Raw genomic sequence first — 17,159 nt, 5'->3', positions numbered from 1 at the left:
CGTAGCGACAAGGATCCCCTGCTGGTCGCCCTCACCGTCCAACGCCGGAGGCGGACAGCCCTAAGCCACGCCCATCCCAGCCACCGCCCTCACCACCGTGCATCTGGCCGGCATTGACCTGCGTGCGACCACGAGCGTCGTGGCCAACGCAGTGGTGGCTGCGCCCCCTCGGCGGCACCTCGCCAGCCAGCGCCCAGGTCCTGGAGATCGGCTGCAGAGGGCTCAGTTCGGCGGCGTGTCCTTGCTTCGCGGCGGCGAGGACGAATCTGGTATAGCGGCGCAGCGGGTCGAGTACCCGCGCGTCACACGGCTCGCCGTGCCCGGGCACCAACACCTGGGCGCCGAACGCCTCGATGCGTTCGAGCGCCTGCAGGTAGCCGGTGACTGAGCCGCTGACCAGCATCGGGGTGCCGCCGTTGAACACCAGGTCTCCGGTGAACAAAACACCACGGTCGGGCAGCCACACCACGACGTCGCTGTCGGTGTGGGCGGAAACGCCGATGTGCTCCAGCCGCACCGGGCGGTCCTCCAGCCACAACGTGAGCTGGTGGGTGAAAGGTGAGCGTTGGCGGCGTGATCGTCAGGGCGCCCCAGTCGGGGGTCGGCTGCCAGATCGGCGGCGTATTGGCCAGCACGGTGTCGGCGAGCATGCCGGCACGGCAGCGCTCGTGACCGACGATCGTCGTGTCGCGGAACAGGGCGTTGCCGTACGTGTGGTCGCCGTGGAAGTGGGTGTTGACCAGCGTGCGCACCGGCAGGCCCACGGTCTCGTCGATGCTCTGACGCAGGGCTCGCGCGTCTACACAGCGCATCTACTTGAGACGGGCCCTGGGTTCGGGAGCAGGTCCTCGGCGCAAAGCGCGCGCAGCCTCATCACGGTCTGGCTGAAAGTCGCCGGAGCGTTTTCGTAGAGCAGGTGGAGTTTCCGGACGGAGGTGCCGAATCGGCTGGCGATGGCGGCGGGGACGTGTTGACGTAGAGCAGGTGACGAGTCAGGAGATACTCGATGCTGTCGCGTACCGCCTCGTCGCTTGCGCCACTGTTGATGTATTCGTCGGTCGACACTCTGCGCGTGAGCGCGCCGACGAGCGACGCCCTCGCGGCCGGCTGACCCAGCCACCATCGCCACCCAACGACACCACGGCCGCGCCGCTGGCCCAGCCAACGCCAGGATCATCCGCGACACCGCCGCCCCGGGCCCGCCTCTCTGTGGCCGCCGATAGCCCGGGGCAGGCGCTCCACCTAGGAACCCTGGAGAACGCCGATATTCGACGGGTTCTTTTTGGAAACTTTCCAGGCAAATAGGATGATGTGTCGCACCACGCCCATTGACCGACGCCAATCAAGGCGATATCGTCGGAAAGCTTTCGCTCAGATCTCGAAACTTTCTTGGTGATGGATCCGCGCTGACCGGTGCTACCCCTCGGCGCCCGAAGGAGCAACCCATGAAATCGATGCCTCGAGCCTGGCGGGCGTTGCTGTCGATGAGCGTGATCTCCGCGGTCGGCGCGGCCACCGCGGTCGCGGTGATTCCCGCCGCGTATGCGGCGGAGGGGTGCCGCGTGGACTACAGGGTGACGTCACAGTGGCCCGGCGGCTTCGGGGCTGACGTGTCCGTGACCAACCTGGGCGACCCCGTGAACGGGTGGCGGCTGGTCTGGACCTTCGGCGCGGGGCAAACAATCGGCCAGGTCTGGAACGCGACCGCCACGACGTCCGGCGCGACCGTGACCGTCAGCAACCAGTCGTACAACGCCGTCATCGCCACCGGCGCCTCCGCCGGCTTCGGGTTCAACGGCACGTGGGAGCAGTCCAACCCCGTGCCGGCTTCCTTCAGCCTGAACGGAACCGCCTGCACCGGCGCCGTCACCACCCCGACCGGTTCGCCGACGGCTCGGCCCACGACCACGACCAGCCCAACGCCGTCCACGACCGCCACCCCGACGCCCACCGCCACCACGACGCCCCCGCCGGGGAACGGCTCGGTCGGGGTGACCGTGAACGCCACCGCGGGGCTCGGACCGATCCCGTCGAACGGCGTCGGGTTGAACACCGCCGTCTACGACCCCAACATGAACCACCCGGACATGCCCGGGCTCTTGCGAGCGGCGGGGTTCAAGGCGTTGCGCTACCCAGGCGGCTCGTACTCCGACATCTACAACTGGCAGACCCACGTCGCGGACGGCGGATACGTGGCCGGAGGCACCACCTTCAGCGAGTTCATGGCCACCGCACGGGCGACAGGAGCCGACCCGATCATCACGGTCAACTACGGCACCGGGACGCCGGAGCTGGCCGCTGGCTGGGTCAGGCACGCGAACGTGACCAACAACTACGGCATCAAGTACTGGGAGATCGGCAACGAGACCGTTGGCAACGGCACCTACGGGGCGAACTGGGAAGCCGACAGCCGCTGCACGGCCGCCTCCGGCGCTCCGATCCCGAAGGGCACCTACCCGAACCAGACGTACAACTGCGGCCCGAGCGTCTACGCCGCCAACGCCCTGCAGTTCATCGCCGCGATGAAAGCCGTCGACCCCAGCATCCGCGTGTGCATCCAGATGACCACGCCCGGACACTGGCCGGACGGCGTCACCAACGCGCAGAACCCACGGCCGTGGAACGAGACCGTGCTCAGCGCGATCGGCGCGAAGACGGACTGCGTCATCATCCACTGGTACCCGGCCGGCTTCCCGCCCAACCCGGACATCGCCGCGATGCTCAACTACCCCAACCAGATCGCGGGCATGGTCTCCGCCGCCAAGGCCCAGATCCATCAGTACACGGGATTGAACCCGGCGAACGTGCCGATCATGGTCACCGAGACCAACTCCAACGTCGCCGTGGACGTGCAGCCCAACGCCCTGTTCGCCGCCGACATGTACATGACCTGGTTCGAGAACGGCGTCACGAACGTCGACTGGTGGAACCAGCACAACGGTCCAGGCACCCCGAGCATCATCAACGGCGCACAGGACTACGGCGACGGCGGCATCTTCTCCAGCGGCACCAACGGCAGCGGTGTCACCGAGCCCCCGCTGAACACCCCGTTCGCGCCGTACTACGGCATCGCGATGCTCTCCAAACTCGGCTCGCCGGGCGACAAGATGGTCACCGCCCAGTCCGACAACCCCCTGCTCAAGGTCCACGCCGTGCGACGCACCGACGGTGGGCTCAACGTACTGATCGTCAACGAGGACCCGTCGAACGCGCGCACGGTGAACCTGACCTATAGCGGCTTCTCCCCATCGGGCGCGCCGACCGTCCACACCTTCGCCAACAACGCCAGCGCCATCACCTCCACGACCCAGGGTTCGGCCTCCTCGATCACGGTCGGCCGCTACAGCCTGACCGTGCTGCAGATACCGGGCAGCGGCGGAGCCGTCGCGACAGTTCCCGGACCACCCGGGCCGCCGACCGTGTCGAACCTGTCCTCCAACACATCGGGCAACACCACCGGGAAGGCGACGCTCCGCTGGCCGGCAGGGACGGCGGGCACCTACCCGGTCGCGAACTACAAGGTCTACCGGCTCACCACCACCGGCAGCACGTTGATCGCCAACCCAACCGGTACTCAACTGGACCTCAGCGGCCTGACGATCGGCGAGAGCTACCGCTACGAGGTGCGTTCCGTGGACAGCCACGGCTACGAGTCGTTGCCGACATCACCGATCACCGTGACGGTCCCACCACCGGTCGACGCCTCCTGCGCCGCGCACTACGAAGTCAGCAACAGTTGGCAGGGCGGCTTCATCGCCGCCATCACAATGACCAACCGTGCGGCGACCCCGATCGACAACTGGAGACTCACCTTCACCTGGCCGGCCGCGGGGCAGTCCGTGACGAACGGCTGGGACGCCACCTGGACCCAGACCGGCCAGCAGGTCACTGTGACCCGAGGCGCCAGCGGCTCGATCCCGGGCAACGGCGGCACGACCAGCGTCGGATTCCAAGGCGGCAACACCGGCCAGAATCCCACCCCGACAGTCTTCTACCTCAACGGCGTACCGTGCTCGAACATCTGACGAGTCGGCTGAATAGGTAGAACACCGCTGTGGTGCCCGGAAATGATCCAGGCATCGCAGCGTCCGGTCCAGCGGCAGCAGCTGATCCAGGCGATCGCCGCGCTTATTGACCCTCCACTGACGACAACTGACCGTGATGGCCGCGGCCGAGCTGGCACTTCTCCCTTGGCCGCAGCGGGAGCGCACCACAGGCGGGACTCGGTTTGGCGACCACGCTCGCCGTCCGGCGGAGTGCCGCCCCGCCCGCCGATCGCTAACCATGGCCGATGTCACGCGCCGAGGATGCGGCGTAGCCAATTGCGCCGTGCGGCCTTGGAGTCCTGGGACAGCGCGGCCTGCGGCGTGAAGACGTCGAAGCCGTCGACGCCGATGACCGCCATGTCGTGGGGCGCCTGCCGGCCGAGGTGCCGTAGGCCCGCCAGGACGGCCATGGCCACGTCGTCGTTGAAGGCGCAGATGCCGGTCACTGGGGTCGGCGGCGAGGGAGCCTGGGACGTTGGACGCGCCGCTCTCACGACGTCGCGAACTCATCCGCCTCTACATTGTGCTGTTCGCGGAGTCCCTGCACCCGCTCCACCCCGCTCGCGACTTCTTCGCCGACCGGCTCGAACGGGCGGTGGCCACCCTCGATGCAGTGGCGGACCTGGGCCGCTGGCACGCTCGGCCAGGCTGACGCCGTGACTCCGTAGGAGCAAGCAGGAGAAGCCGCCGGGCGTGCAGGCGCCTACGAGAGATGCTCTCCCATGGCTTCGCGGACCTTGGCGGTGTCGACGAACTGTTCGAAGCGCACGATCTGGCCGCCGCGGACGACGAAGTGGTGAGCGACGCGGACGTCGATGGCCTTGCCGGTGGCCTTGTTGGTGGCGGTGTATCTGGCCAGGACGGCGACGTTTTCGCCGTCGACGATGTAGGTGTCGTCGTGGGCGGTCCAGTCGTCCCAGTCGGCGGCGAGCTTCGCCATGACGTTGGTGGTGACGCCGTCCGGTGTGCGGTAGGTGCCGGCGAGGGGGAAGCCGGCCATCTCGGTCCACTCCACGTCGGGGGCGAGGGTGGCACGCAGGGCTGCCAGGTCGCTGGTCGCGGAGGCGAGGTACTGGCGGCGTACCACGTCGGCGGAGGCGGTGGAGATGGCGAAGTCGGTCATCGCTCAGCCCCAGGCCATCTCGCCCTTGGCGACCTTGGCGCCGATCTGCGCGGCGATCCGCATGCCGTGCTCGGGGTACCGCGCGACGAGCGCTGCGGTGAGCGCGGCGCCGTCGGCGGTCTTACCGAGTTCTTCCTCGAAGGCCGTCAGGTACTCGCGGGTGGCGGTGATGGCGGTGGCGTCGGCGGGTGTGTCGGGCAGCCGGTGGCCGGGCACGACGAGCAGCGGGTCGAGGGCGGCCATCTGGTCGAGCAGGGCGATCCAGGCGGCGCGCTGCTCGGGCTTGGCGGTGTCGGCGACCCACACGTGCTCGCGCTGGAACAGCGCGACGCCGCCGAGGATGGCGCGGTGCTCGGCCTGCCACAGGTAGTGCCGGTCGGGCAGCGCTGCTGGGCCGCCGCGCAGCTCGAACCGGTGGCCTTCGAGGGTGAGATCGCCGGTGAGCGGGGTGAGGTCGACCAGGCGGGTGGGCAGGTTGGCGCCGAGCGCGGCCCAGGCCTTGAGCTTGCCCTCGTATGAGTGGTTGATGTGCTCGATGGTCTGCGGGGTGGCGACGACCGTGGCGTCGGGGAAGGCGTCGGCCACGACCTCCGCGCCAAAGTAGAAGTCGGGGTCGCCGTGGCTGACGAACAGGGTGGTCAACTGCTTGCCGGAGTCGAGGATCTGGGCGACGAGCCGGTGGCCGTCGGCGCGGGTGAAGCCGGCGTCGACCAGCAGCGCGTCGCTGGCGCCGGTGACCAGGGTGGCAGTCTTGTTCTTGCTGCCGACCGGGAAGTCCAGGTCGACGATGGTGAAGTCGAGCGTGCTCATGGGTCCTCCTCGCGATTTGTCGAAACCATCTGACGGAACAGTATCTGACTGGTCAGATATTTCCGTGCCGTCGCTGGACCAAGTGACCTGGATCGCAGACCTCAGCGGAGGCGCGGCAGCATGTCTCGCGCCGCGTGGCTGAGAATCCGCAGATCCTCCATGAATCGCTTTCTATCACCAGTGGGCAGTGGTTCGAGGAAGTACCGCTGGATGTTCTCTAGGTGCACGCGGGAGACGTGCACGACCGTCTGCTCGCCCAGAGCGGTGAGCCGCACGAGCCGGCCCCGCCGGTCGCCGGGTGCCTCGGTGCGTTCCACCAGCCCGGCGGCCTCCATCCGGTCGATCAGCCGCGTCACGCCGCCGGTGGTGAGCACCTGCTCCTGGCTGATCGCCCGCATCGACAGCCCGGGATCGCCGGCCCGCCCCAGAATCAACAGCACCTCGTACATCAGGTGGCTGATGCCGCACTCCTGTTCGATCGCCCGCCCCAGGACGTACTCCAGCCGGTTGGCCGCCCCCTGCAACCGGCCGAAAGCCAGGATCAGCTCGTGCTCCCCAGCATCCCTCGCCGTCGAGATCTCCACGCCTCGATGATGCACGACGCGTTCGCACCGCCGCGCCGGGCAGAGTCCGTCGCGGCACGAACGGGGTCAGCCGGTCAGGAGTACGAAGCAACCTGAGTTCTGCGGTGTACCCCTTCGCAGCGCCACACACCCGGCGCGGGTCTGCCGCCACGCGGCCCCTGGCCGGTGCGGCAGCGACGAGTGCGGCGCGATCGGCGCGGGTGGAGCGGCGCTGCCACCACGTCCGGCGAGTGCCTCGTCGGCCAGCACTTGGCGAAAGACGGCGGTGCATCGACGTCGGCCGCTCCGGCGGCTGACGGAGACTGGGCCGGCGGTTTCCCACCGGCCCAGTCGGCCACGTAAGCGCCTGTTGTCAGCTGATGTTCCACCGTTGGTGGTTGCCGCCGTTGCAGGCCCACAACTGGAGGAGGGTGCCGTTGGCCGTACCTGCGCTCACGGCGTCGAGGCACAGTCCTGATTGGACGCCGCGCAGCGTGCCATCGACCGTGGGGGTCCATTTCTGGTTGTTGCCGCCGTTGCAGGTGTAGGTCTGCACGATCGCGCCATTGGCCGTGCCGTTGTTGCGTACGTCCAGGCAGAGCCCGGACTCGATGCCCTGAACCGAGCCGTCGCTGTTCAGCGTCCACCGCTGGTTGTTGCCCGAGGTGCAGTCCCACAGGGCGACCCGCGTCGATGGCGCGGTCGAGTGGTTGGGGACATCGATACACCGGCCGGAGCCCAACCCGACGATCGCGTGCGTGCCGGAGACCCCGGACACCTGCGTGAACTGCCACTCCTGGGAGCCGTCCGTCGTCGAGTTCTGCAGGGTCAGGGAGGCGCCGGCCGACGCACCGGTGAGGTACAGGCCGCTGCTCGCCGCCGATTGCAGGCGGTAGTAGCCGCCGGTCGTCGGCACGAGGCTCCAGTGCCCCTGCGTGGTGTTGTCGACCCACTGGCCGATGCGCTGCCCCGCCGTCGCGGTGCCGGTCCAAATGCCCGCCATGCGGCCGCCGGACCTGTTCAGCAGCGTCATCGCACCGTTGGACTTGTACTGGGTACGCCAGGCCTGCGTCTCGGCGTTGGATGCCGAGCCGGACGCCTCCAGCCGCACGTCCGGGGAGTCGGCGTTGCCGATGTTCGCGTCGTTGATGTGGTTTCCGGTGCCGATCACCTGCCCGGTCAACCGGTTGACGATCCGGTAGTACGGTCCGGCCGCCCGACCGAAGTCGATGTCCGCCCAGATGATGTTCGACGTGCCGACGTTGCCGGCGACGATGACGCGCCCGGTCCGGGAGACCCATGTCAGGTTGCGGCTGTAGCCTCCGGGCAGCGTCGTCTGGAATTCGGTCCAGGCGCCCGTGCTGCTGCCCGAGTTGATCCAGACATTGCCGCTACCGGAGGCGTTGTACAGGATCCGGCCGTCCGGGGTGCGCGTGAGCACCGGGCTGCCACCGCGAGCCAGGGCGCGCGAGCCCGGCGCGAGCGGTAGCGCGGTGATCCCGGTGCCGGCTGCGCCGCCGACCGAGTAGAAGTTGAGCGGGTTGTCGGAGATCTTGTAGCGGACGTTGTCGCCGCCGCCCCAGTACTCGTAGGTCAGCAGCCACCTGCCGTCCGAGGTCGGCACGACGGTCGTCATGCCGGGGCGGCCGCCGCCGATCTGCGTCTGACCCGATGATGAGGTGAAGGTGGTGCCGGCGACATCGAGGACGGGCGTGCCCCAGGTGGAGGAGGCCAGGCCGTTCCACGTGCGGTGCGCGAGGATCTGCGCACCCGAGTCGGCGCGGGTGTCGTTGTCGGGCGCGAGCGTCGGCACACCGGTCGTCGCGTTGTAGCCGATGTAGTCATTCTCGTCCGAGTAGTACACGACGAGTTGGTTGTTGTAGACCATCAGGTACGGCTCCCACACAGGGTCGATCTGACGGTACGTGTTCGCGTTCGCGACGTTGACGCCGATCGCGCCGGCGCTGCCACCCTGCCAGCCGCCGGTCGTGATGATGTTCAGGACGTTCCACGTCGCACCCGAGTCGGTGCTGGAGAACAACGCCAGGGCCATGTCGCGGCGGTCACCGTCGTTGGTCGGTACCCAGTTCGGGTCCGCGGCCTTGTGCTCGAGGTAGTAGTAGTCGTCGCCCGTGACGATGCTCGCCATCAGCAGCGTGCCGGCCGGCAGGTCGCCCACCGCCTGGGGCAGCACGTACGGGAAAGGGTTGCCCCAGTTGCTGGTGTACCTGGCGAAAGCCGGGTTCGACGACAGGTACGCGGGTGCCCGCAGGTCCGCCAGCTTCTGCCACGTGGTCCCGCTGTCGTCGCTCTTGTAGATCGGCAGCGTCTCGCCGTCCGCGCTCCCGGACGGCGGCACCGTCGCCTGCTCCCACGACGCGATGAGACGGCCGCTCGGCAACTCGGCGATCTTCGGATAGATCGCGCAGTTCCCCCGGCCCTTCAGGCACGGCTGGCTCGCGGGCAACTGGTAAATGGTTCCTTGGGTTGGGCTGTACGCCTGCACTGGATTCGCCGGCAATGCCGACAGTCCGGTCACGAGCACGGCGGTCACCGCGATCGAGATCAGTCTCTTCGCTGTCACGGGGGTCCTTTCGATGGGCTGGGTGGTGCGCTGCGCGCGTTGTGGTGGTGTGAAGGTCGCGCCCGCCCTGCCCTGCCGGCCCCCCAAGCCGTCCGGCGCAGACGGTTCTGCCAGTCCTGTGCTGCGAACCGGCCCGTATGACCACGCGGTCATGTTTGCGCGGTCATACGAATTCGTCAAGAGCCGGAAACAAAACCGAATTGTTTGCCTCGGCCTCGCCATCGTGGGCGCTTCGTTCGGGCTCTTGACCCCCGCCGCGCGATCCGGTAGACATGATCGCGCGGTCATACAGCTGACTGGCGAACGCCACGCGAGCGGGAGACACGATGACGCGGCCAGCAGGACCGAGCGCGCCTTCCACCGTGCCGCGAAGCGCCGACGTCGCCCGCCTGGCAGGGGTCTCCCGGAAGACCGTGTCCCGGGTGTTCAACGATGAACCGTACGTGGCCCCCGCAGTGCGCCAGCGAGTTCTGGACGCCGCGAAGACACTCGGCTACCGGCGCAACAACGCCGCCCGTGCGCTCGCCTCGGGGCGGACCCACACCATCGGTGTGGTGACCCTCGGGACCGCCGGATACGGGCCCGCCTCGCTGCTGGTGAGCATCGAACGGGCCGTTCGAGACGCAGGCTACGCCCTACGCTTGGTCAGCACGCTGGACGCCGACCCAGCCGGCATAGCCGGCGGCGTGCAATCCCTGCTCGAACAGGGCGTAGACGGGATCGTCATCTCCGAACCGATCGACGAGGGAGCAGCCTCCGTCGGCGTCGACGTGCCGGTCCTCTTCCTCGGCGCGCCGCCGGCATTCACTGCCGCCCAAACGCTGACCGCAGGCACCGGCGCCGTCCTTCTCGCGCGGGCCGCAACCGACCACCTGCTCGACCTGGGACACACGACCGTCCATCACATCGCCGGTCCCCAGCGATGGTATGCCGCCCGAGAGCGCCTCGCGGGGTGGCGGCAGGCACTGGAAGAACGCGGCCGCGGTACACCGCCCGTCAGCTACGGCGACTGGTCCGCCGCGTCCGGATACGCGGCAGGCCGCGAGCTTGCTCGTGACAGCGGCGTGACGGCAGTCTTCGCCGCTGGCGACGAGATGGCAATCGGTCTGATCCGGGCGCTGCTAGAAGCCGGACGGCGGGTGCCCGAAGACGTCAGCGTCATCGGCTTCGACGACATGCCCGTGGCCGCGTACGTGACCCCACCCCTGACCACGGTGCGCCAACCGTTCGAGGCCGCCGCGCGGGAGGGACTCAAGCTCCTCGTCCGGGCCATCGAGGAGCCAGACGTGGACATTCCACCGGCGGCCGACCCACCCGTCGACGTCGTTGCCCGCGCCTCCACCGCCCCGCCCCCCGCGCGACCCCAATATCTGGACAGCACCTGACGTCCGCTCGCGCGGTGACGTTGCGGTTCTTCGGCCGGACGCTTCAACGTGAACGTGTGGCATCCGTCCGCAGCCGTACGAACGGCACCACCCAGCTTGCTATCCACGTACGACCAGCCGTTCGGTGCGTACGCCTGATCGTCCTGGATCCGCAGATCACCCAGCACGATGCCACGCGCTTCGAAATAGTCGCCAGAGCAGTCACATCGGCCACGCGGTACTTGACCTCGACCAGCTGGCTGGGCCGGCCACGTGCCAGACGGTCGGGTGGCCGAGGCCGAGCAGGTGCTCTGTCGCAACGCGCGCGCCGAGCGCCTGGTCGGCTCCGACGACCGTGACGCCTGCCTCGGGCGTCGCGCCGACGACGACCAGCGGTACCTCCGTGGCGAGGTCAACGACGTCGTTGACGGCATCGTGCACCGGAGCCAGGACGATGACGCCCTCGACGCCCTGCCCGGCGAGCCGCTCGACAGCGGCGTGCAGTTCGCTCGGGGACGGTCCTTGGCAGGTTGCCACCCGTACGGAGTAGTCCAGCGGGCGGGCGGCCCGCTCGACGCCGGCGAGGATGGACATCGGTCCGAACAGCCGGCGGCTGAGCGTGACGACGTCGATGACCCGGGACCGTCCGGTGACCAGTGTCCGGGCCGCCAGGTTGGGGCGGTAGGCCAGGGCGTCAATCGCGGCGAGGAACCCGAGTCCGGGTCTCGGGCCGTACGCCGTGGTGTCCATTGAGGACCCGGGAGACGGTCTGGTGCGATACGTCGGCGAGGGCGGCTACGTCGATCATCGACGGGCCAGACCGCCGTTCCCGGGCACTCATGGATGGGTCAGGACACCTGGACGAGTTGCCACTGCTGGTCGAGGGCGCCGGTGTCGCTCCACTGGACGACTCGGGCACCGTCCGTTGTCGGCCCACTGCACCGGCTGCGCACCGTCCTGAAGGTTGGCCTGGTACACATCCATTGCCTTGCCGCTGCGCCGGTAGATGAGTTTGTAGTACGCGCCGGCGGAGTTGCCGAGCTCGACGTCGCCGTAGTAGACGCTGTTGCGGGCGTCGACCCAGAAGCCTTCGACCGACAGGATCAGCACCCGCCCGGTGCCCCGGACGTACTGGAGCATCCGGCTGTAGCCGCGCGGCATGGTCGTGCGCACCGGCGTCCAGGCGCCGGCGCCGTTACCGGTGTTGATCCGGATGTCGCCGGAGCCGTAGGAGTTGTAGGCGAGCCGGCCGTTGGGCAGCGTGAAGACGAACGGGCTGCCGCCGTAGTCGATCGTCGTCCCACCGCTGGCGGCGTTCCACGACTCCGGGGTCGCCGAGATCTTGTAGTTGTTGGGTGTGTTGGACTGACCGACCATCTCGAACACCATGAGGTACTGGCCGTTGGCCATCCTGGTGACGACCGGCATACCCGGGCGCAGGGCGCGGTCGGCCATCGCGACGTCCTCGACCACGGGCCCCCAGTTGACCCCGTTGGTCGAGGTCTGGTGCACGATTTTCTGGTCGTGGTTGGCCTTGTCGCGCTCGTCGGAGTAGTACACGATGAGCCGGTTGTTCGCGACCAGCAGGTACGGCTCCCAGATCGGGGTCGGGTTGGCGCTGCCCACTCGCCGCCGCCGACCGCGACCTCGCTGACCCAGGTCCAGGTGAAACCGTCGTCGTTGCTGCGGTAGAGCTGGATCGACGTCCCGGACCGGTCCGGCGGCGAGGCGATGCCGGCCAGCAGGATGGTGCCGGCCGGCATGCTGCCGATCGCCTGCGGCAGCACGTACAGGTACGGGTTGGTCCAGTTGCTGCCCCAGCGCCGGGCCGAGGTGTCCGCGACCGCGGCGATCTTCGTCCACGACTGCCCGTTGTTGATGCTGCTGAAGATGGGGAGTGTCTGTCCGGCGGCGGGCTGGTTGTTGTCTTCGAAGCTGGCGAGGATCCGCCCGGTGTTGGTCTGCGTCGACTTGGCGTAGGTGGTGCAGTAGGGGCGGTTGCAGGTGCCCGACGGCGCGAACAGCACCGAGGGCCCGAACGCGCGGGCGGGAGCGGACAAGGCAAGCCCTCCCAGCGTGACGATCACGACGAGCAACGCCGCCACGACCTTCTCACGGCTTTCTCCTTTCGCGGGGTGGGATCACTCGACCAGCACCCGCACGTCCCAGGCGCCGAGGTTCAGCGCCGTGCCACGGGGCGTGGTGGTGCCGTCGAGGACGTCAGTCAGGTGTGCCGGGGCCTGGACGTGGGTGGGCTCCCAGCTCCAGTTGTGTACAACGTGGACGCGCCGCCCGTCCGGTGCCGTACCGCTCGTCGCGGTGACCGAGCGCGGAAGGTCGCGCCACCCGCTGACCGTCGCCGGCGTAAGCCACGTGGCCAACGCCTGGGCGAGGCCGCGGTTGGGGACGGTGCCGACGTAGGTGACGCGGCCTTCGCCGTGGCGGCGGGTGGTGACGGCGGGCCAGCGCCCGAAGTGTGGATGCTCGTACTGGACGAGCACCTCGGCGTCGACGACGGTGAGGCCGTCGACCCACTGTGTCGCCGCCGCGCCCTCTGGCAGGTTGAGAGATCCGCCCACCGGGATCTCCTTCACGTTGCTGAACTCCTCGTACCAGACGCCGGCGGCCTCGACGAGGCGCGCGGGCGCCGGCTCGTGCCGTGCCCGGGCCTCGTGGTCCGCGTAGGCGGTGCGGGGGCCGAGGACGAGGTGTCCGCCCGCGTGGGCGTAGGCCGCGAGCCAGTTGATCGTCGCGTCGTCGGCGATGTAGAGCGCGGGGGCGACGAGGACCGGGTGACGCCGCGCGGCCTCATCCGGCGCTGTCTCGGGCAACTGTCGCGCGTGGACGATCCGCACCTGGCGGCCGGCGTCGAACGCGCCGCGGTAGAAGGGGTCGAAGATCCGGTGGTATGCGGCCGGATCCGGCTCTCCGTCCGGTGTGGACAGCGGCGGGTACTTCTGCATGAGCCACTTGCTCGGTGTCGAGTACACCATCGCGATGTCGGCGTCCGGGACGAGGCCGGCGACCAGCGCGCCGGCCTTGTCGAACTCGGCGCCCAGGCGTGCCAGCTCCGCGTAGGTGCGACCCGGCTGGCCGCTGTGCGGCAGGACGCCGCCCCAGTAGGTCTCCGCGCCGAAGCGCAGCGTCTGCCACTGCCAGTACTCGATCATGCGGGCGCCGCGGGCGACGTGCGCCCACGCCGCCTGGCGCCATTGCCCGTCGTAGCCGGACCGGTTGTCCCACGGGAAGCCGATGGACTGTGCGTTGGTCTCGGTGACCAGAAACGGCTCCTGGCGCGAGGAGTACATCCAGTCGGCGGTCTGGTACATCGACCAGACCCCGGTGGTCTTCCAGACCTGCTCGTGGTGGTCCGGCGTGGGGTCGGGCAGCGCCAGCCCGTCCTGCATGTCGTAGTAGGGGTTGCCGGAGGCGATGTCGAGCGGGGCTGCCAGTTCGTCGTCCGCCACGCCGCGGCGGGTGTAGGAGATGCAGGTGGTGACGAACTGGTCGCGGCCGGCGTACTCCCGGACGATGCCGGTCTGCCAGCCGATGAACTCGGTGACCTGGCGGGCCTGGAACTCCCGCCACGCCACGTCGTACTGCGGTTGGGCGTTGCCGTCCGGTGTCCACAGGTCGGCCCAGGTGGACAGTCGGTGCGACCAGTAGACCAGGCCCCACTCGCGGTTGAGGGTCTCGACGTCGCCGTACTTGTCGCGCAGGTGGTCCACGAACCGTTGGAAGACGCCGCGGTTGTGAAACAGGTGCAGGCCGGGTTCGTTGTCGACCTGCCAGCCGATGACGGCAGGGTGATCGGCGTACCGGGCGACGATCTTGCGGATGACCCGCTCGGCGTGGTGCCGGAAGGCGGGATGGGTGAAGTCGACCTCCTGGCGGCCGCCCCAACCGATGCGCTGCCCGGTAGCGTGCTCGCCGGTGATCTCCGGGTACTGGCGGGCCAACCACGGCGGTACGGCGTAGGTGGGTGTGCCGACGATGACGGAGATCCCGCGTTCGTGTGCGCCGTCGAGGACCGGCTGTAGCCAGTCGAGGTCGAACCGCCCGTTCTCCGGCTCCCATGTGGACCAGACCGACTCGCCGACCCGGATGACGGTGAAATTGGCCTCCACCATCAGGTCGAGGTCGGTCTTGAGTCGTTCGTCAGCCCTCAGGTCGGGGTCGTAGGCGGGCGTGTACTCGTGGTAGTACGCGGCGCCGAACAGGACTCGGGCGGGCAGTACCGCCATGAAGGAACCTCCGTGTTAGGGCTTGATGACTTTGATCGGGGCGGATGGAGCCGACAGTCGGGAGTTGCCGACCGCGTTGGTGGCGACGACCTTCGCCGTGTACCGGCCCGGCGCCACATTGGCGAACGTGGTTTGCGTGGCGGTGACGGTCTGGGTCAGCACCTCGCCGGACGCGTGTTTGAGGAAGACCTCGTAGCCGGTGATGGGCGATCCGCCGTCGGCGGGTGCCTGCCAGGTGACGGTGACGTCGGTGCCGAAGACGGCGATGGCCGGCGCTTCGGGAGCGGACGGCACGGTGGACGGCCGGACGGTGACCGTGTCCCACACCAGCGGCGTGTGGTCGAAGACCACCGCGAGCTTGAATCTGGTGCCGACCGCGATCGTGTCCGGAAGCGTGACGCTGCCCTGCTGCGCGCCGTCGAAGGAGACCGCGCCCAGATCCGTCACCACTCCGGTGCTCGCGAACGCGTAGGCGTGGCCGGTCGTGTTCGCGTGCGTGGCGTTGCCGGCGGGGTCCGCCGCCGTGGCGTCCAGCGGCAGGGTCGCCTTCTCCCCTACCGGGTTCGCCGCGACCAGGCTCGCGGACTCGGTGGCCGGCGTGAGCGCCTTCCGCACCGGAGCCTGCTGCACGAGCCGCCACTCCTGTGAGCCGTCGTCGGTCGCGTTCTGCAAGGTGAGTGCGGCGCCCGCTGACGCACCGGTCAGGTACACGTTGGTGTTCCTCGCGGCCTGGAGCTTGACGTAGCCGTCGCCGGTCGCGACGAGGTTCCACAGGCCGGCTGGGGTGTCGTCGACCCACTGGCCGATCCGCTGCCCGACCGTGGCGTTGCCGGTCCAGATGGCGGCCGCGCGCCCGCCGGCCTTGTTCAGCAACGTTCGGGCGCCATCGGGCTTGGTCACCAGGTGCCAGTACTGGGTGTCCTTGTTGGACACCGAGCCGGCGTCCTCCAGCCGGACGTCGGGGTCGTCGCCATTGCCGATGTTCGCGTCGTTGCTGTTGCCTCCGGTGCCGATCACCTGGCCGGTCTTGCGGTTGACGAGCTGGTAGTAGGCGCCGTCCGAGCGGCCGAGGTCGACCTCGGCGTACGCGATGGTGGAGATGCCCTGGTTGCGCAGGATCACCACGCGCCCGGTGCCCTCGACGTACTGGAGGTTGCGGCTGTAGCCGGGGCCTAGCGTCGTCTGGTACTCCGTCCAGACGCCATCGCTGCGCCCGCTCTCGTTGACCCACACGTTGCCACTGCCGGCGGCGTTGTAGACCAGCCGCCCGTCGGGCAGCCGGATGAGGACCGGGCTGCCGCCGGTCGCGAGGGTGCGGGAGCCGGCGTCGACCGGCAAAGCGGTGATGGCGGTGCCGGCGGGGTCACTGTCGGCGTGGAACGCCAGCGGGTCGTCGGCGAGCTTGTACCGGACGTTGGCGCCGCCGCCCCAGTACTCGTAGGTGATGAGCCACTTGCCGTCCGTCGTCGGGACGACATTGGTCATACCCGGCCGTCCACCCCCGATCTCCGTCTTGCCGCCGCCCATGTCCTGGGTCAGCCCGGCGACGTCGATGACCGCGTCGCTCCACGCTGGACCGCTGCCGTCCCACGTCTTGTGTACGAGGATCTGGCCGTGCGAGTCGGTGGCGGTGTCGTTGGCCGGATCCAGGGCGGCGACGCCGGTCACCGGGTCGAAGCCCAAGTAGCCGCTCTCGTCGGAGTAGTAGCAGACAAGTTTGCCCTCGTGGACCATCAGGTACGGCTCCCACAGGGGATCGACCTGCCGGTAGGTGTTGGCGTTGGCGACGTTGCGGCCGATCGCGCCCGCGCTGCCGCCCTGCCATCCGGTGGCCGCGATGGCGTTGACGACGTTCCAGGTCACGCCGTCGTCGGTGCTGGAGAACAGGGCGATCGCCAGGTCCTTGCGGTCTCCGTCGTTGGACGGCGCCCAGTTTGGATCGGCGGCCTTCTGCTCCTGGTAGAAGTGGTCCTCACCCGACACGACGCTCGCCAGCAGCAGCGTGCCCGCCTTCAGGCTTCCGACGTCCTGCGGAAGGGCGTACAGGTACGGGTTCGTCCAGTTGCTGACGTACGTGGCGTACCGCGGGTCGCCGGACAGGTACGCCGGCGCCTTGACCTCCGACAGCGGCTGCCAGGTCGTGCCGTAGTCGTCGCTCTTATAGATGGGCAGGGTCTCTCCGTCGGCGCCGCCGGTGGCGGGCACGACGGTGGCTTTCTCGAACGAGGCGACCAGGCGCCCGCTGGGCAGCTGCGCCGACTTCGGGTACACCGCGCAGTTGCCCCGGCCCTTCAGGCACGGCTCGGCACCGAGCTGGTACATGATGCCGCCCGTCGGGTTGTACGCCTGGGCGGTGGTTTCAGGAAGTATCAGCGTCGCGGATGCCACGACGATGAGTCCAAGCAGATGTCTTCTCACGAGTGAA

Annotated in this window: 16 protein-coding genes and 1 pseudogene; 4 read left to right on the top strand and 13 right to left on the bottom strand. The window is 68.8% G+C overall.

What is annotated here, in order from left to right; all coding sequences use genetic code 11:
- Positions 1–31: 31 nt before the first annotated feature.
- Both Prum_RS33405 and Prum_RS55295 read right to left on the bottom strand, forming a co-directional pair.
- Positions 32–517, bottom strand: a complete 486-nt coding sequence (locus Prum_RS33405; protein ID WP_173080066.1) for an MBL fold metallo-hydrolase — start codon at positions 515–517, stop codon at positions 32–34.
- Positions 518–665: 148 nt separating this feature from the next.
- Positions 666–812 (bottom strand): annotated as a pseudogene (locus Prum_RS55295) (MBL fold metallo-hydrolase); the annotation flags it as partial.
- A 633-nt stretch (positions 813–1,445) separates the two neighbouring features.
- On the opposite strand from Prum_RS55295, the gene Prum_RS33400 reads away from it, so the two are divergent.
- Positions 1,446–4,025, top strand: coding sequence for a cellulose binding domain-containing protein (locus tag Prum_RS33400; protein ID WP_173080065.1), 2,580 nt, complete (start codon positions 1,446–1,448; stop codon positions 4,023–4,025).
- A 269-nt stretch (positions 4,026–4,294) separates the two neighbouring features.
- Here the strand turns inward: Prum_RS33400 and Prum_RS33395 are convergent, their stop codons facing one another.
- Complete coding sequence (locus Prum_RS33395) at positions 4,295–4,540, bottom strand: substrate-binding domain-containing protein (protein WP_173080064.1); 246 nt, start codon at positions 4,538–4,540, stop codon at positions 4,295–4,297.
- Between Prum_RS33395 and Prum_RS33390 the strand changes: the two genes are divergently transcribed.
- The gene (locus tag Prum_RS33390; RefSeq protein WP_173072773.1) at positions 4,522–4,698 is read left to right on the top strand and encodes a hypothetical protein; all 177 of its coding nucleotides are present in this window, start codon (positions 4,522–4,524) and stop codon (positions 4,696–4,698) included. The genes Prum_RS33395 and Prum_RS33390 overlap by 19 nt on opposite strands.
- Positions 4,699–4,749: 51 nt before the next feature.
- On the opposite strand, the gene Prum_RS33385 is transcribed toward Prum_RS33390, so the two are convergent.
- The 5 genes from Prum_RS33385 to Prum_RS33365 form a co-directional block, all read right to left on the bottom strand.
- Complete coding sequence (locus Prum_RS33385) at positions 4,750–5,169, bottom strand: nuclear transport factor 2 family protein (protein ID WP_173080063.1); 420 nt, start codon at positions 5,167–5,169, stop codon at positions 4,750–4,752.
- A 3-nt stretch (positions 5,170–5,172) separates the two neighbouring features.
- Positions 5,173–5,979 carry an MBL fold metallo-hydrolase gene (locus Prum_RS33380; RefSeq protein WP_173080062.1) on the bottom strand — a complete coding sequence of 269 codons (807 nt, stop codon included), beginning with the start codon at positions 5,977–5,979 and terminating at the stop codon, positions 5,173–5,175.
- Positions 5,980–6,080: 101 nt separating this feature from the next.
- A complete protein-coding gene (locus tag Prum_RS33375; protein WP_173080061.1) occupies positions 6,081–6,563 on the bottom strand; it encodes a MarR family winged helix-turn-helix transcriptional regulator in 483 nt (160 codons plus the stop codon).
- A 352-nt stretch (positions 6,564–6,915) separates the two neighbouring features.
- Complete coding sequence (locus tag Prum_RS33370) at positions 6,916–9,126, bottom strand: RICIN domain-containing protein (RefSeq protein WP_218577442.1); 2,211 nt, start codon at positions 9,124–9,126, stop codon at positions 6,916–6,918.
- Positions 9,127–9,289: 163 nt separating this feature from the next.
- Positions 9,290–9,556, bottom strand: coding sequence for a hypothetical protein (locus Prum_RS33365; RefSeq protein ID WP_173072771.1), 267 nt, complete (start codon positions 9,554–9,556; stop codon positions 9,290–9,292).
- Between Prum_RS33365 and Prum_RS33360 the strand changes: the two genes are divergently transcribed.
- Complete coding sequence (locus Prum_RS33360; RefSeq protein WP_246278251.1) at positions 9,549–10,511, top strand: LacI family DNA-binding transcriptional regulator; 963 nt, start codon at positions 9,549–9,551, stop codon at positions 10,509–10,511. The two genes, Prum_RS33365 and Prum_RS33360, sit on opposite strands and share 8 nt — an antisense overlap.
- 201 nt (positions 10,512–10,712) lie before the next feature.
- Here the strand turns inward: Prum_RS33360 and Prum_RS33355 are convergent, their stop codons facing one another.
- From Prum_RS33355 to Prum_RS33345, 3 genes are read right to left on the bottom strand one after another with little or no spacing between them, the layout of a single operon-like run.
- On the bottom strand, positions 10,713–11,240 hold the full coding sequence (locus tag Prum_RS33355) for a helix-turn-helix transcriptional regulator (RefSeq protein ID WP_178132673.1): 528 nt from the start codon (positions 11,238–11,240) through the stop codon (positions 10,713–10,715).
- Positions 11,185–11,331, bottom strand: coding sequence for a LacI family DNA-binding transcriptional regulator (locus Prum_RS55290; RefSeq protein ID WP_371871294.1), 147 nt, complete (start codon positions 11,329–11,331; stop codon positions 11,185–11,187). Before Prum_RS55290 ends, Prum_RS33355 begins: the two co-directional genes overlap by 56 nt.
- The gene (locus Prum_RS33345; protein WP_173080058.1) at positions 11,328–12,116 is read right to left on the bottom strand and encodes a ricin-type beta-trefoil lectin domain protein; all 789 of its coding nucleotides are present in this window, start codon (positions 12,114–12,116) and stop codon (positions 11,328–11,330) included. The genes Prum_RS55290 and Prum_RS33345 overlap by 4 nt, the downstream gene beginning before the upstream one ends.
- A gap of 105 nt (positions 12,117–12,221) precedes the next feature.
- Here Prum_RS33345 and Prum_RS33340 point away from each other — a divergent pair, with 105 nt between their 5' ends.
- On the top strand, positions 12,222–12,470 hold the full coding sequence (locus Prum_RS33340; RefSeq protein WP_173080057.1) for a hypothetical protein: 249 nt from the start codon (positions 12,222–12,224) through the stop codon (positions 12,468–12,470).
- Positions 12,471–12,631: 161 nt separating this feature from the next.
- Here the strand turns inward: Prum_RS33340 and Prum_RS33335 are convergent, their stop codons facing one another.
- Positions 12,632–14,734, bottom strand: a complete 2,103-nt coding sequence (locus Prum_RS33335; protein ID WP_173080056.1) for a beta-galactosidase — start codon at positions 14,732–14,734, stop codon at positions 12,632–12,634.
- Positions 14,735–14,749: 15 nt separating this feature from the next.
- The gene (locus Prum_RS33330) at positions 14,750–17,152 is read right to left on the bottom strand and encodes a fibronectin type III domain-containing protein (protein WP_173080055.1); all 2,403 of its coding nucleotides are present in this window, start codon (positions 17,150–17,152) and stop codon (positions 14,750–14,752) included.
- Positions 17,153–17,159: the final 7 nt, after the last annotated feature.

The organism is Phytohabitans rumicis (genome assembly GCF_011764445.1).
In the GTDB taxonomy this organism is placed as follows: domain Bacteria; phylum Actinomycetota; class Actinomycetes; order Mycobacteriales; family Micromonosporaceae; genus Phytohabitans; species Phytohabitans rumicis.
Note: the sequence above shows the minus strand (reverse complement) of the source record. Positions and strands in the feature narration are given on the sequence as shown.

What these genes read in the sequence shown, in the direction of transcription:
- Prum_RS33400 (WP_173080065.1), top strand. Translation starts at nt 1,446, where the DNA reads ATGAAATCGATGCCTCGAGCCTGGCGGGCGTTGCTGTCGATGAGCGTG.
- Prum_RS33340 (WP_173080057.1), top strand. Translation starts at nt 12,222, where the DNA reads ATGCCGGCCAGCAGGATGGTGCCGGCCGGCATGCTGCCGATCGCCTGC.
- Prum_RS33355 (WP_178132673.1), bottom strand. Translation starts at nt 11,240, where the DNA reads ATGGACACCACGGCGTACGGCCCGAGACCCGGACTCGGGTTCCTCGCC.
- Prum_RS55290 (WP_371871294.1), bottom strand. Translation starts at nt 11,331, where the DNA reads ATGAGTGCCCGGGAACGGCGGTCTGGCCCGTCGATGATCGACGTAGCC.
- Prum_RS33335 (WP_173080056.1), bottom strand. Translation starts at nt 14,734, where the DNA reads ATGGCGGTACTGCCCGCCCGAGTCCTGTTCGGCGCCGCGTACTACCAC.
- Prum_RS33380 (WP_173080062.1), bottom strand. Translation starts at nt 5,979, where the DNA reads ATGAGCACGCTCGACTTCACCATCGTCGACCTGGACTTCCCGGTCGGC.
- Prum_RS33385 (WP_173080063.1), bottom strand. Translation starts at nt 5,169, where the DNA reads ATGACCGACTTCGCCATCTCCACCGCCTCCGCCGACGTGGTACGCCGC.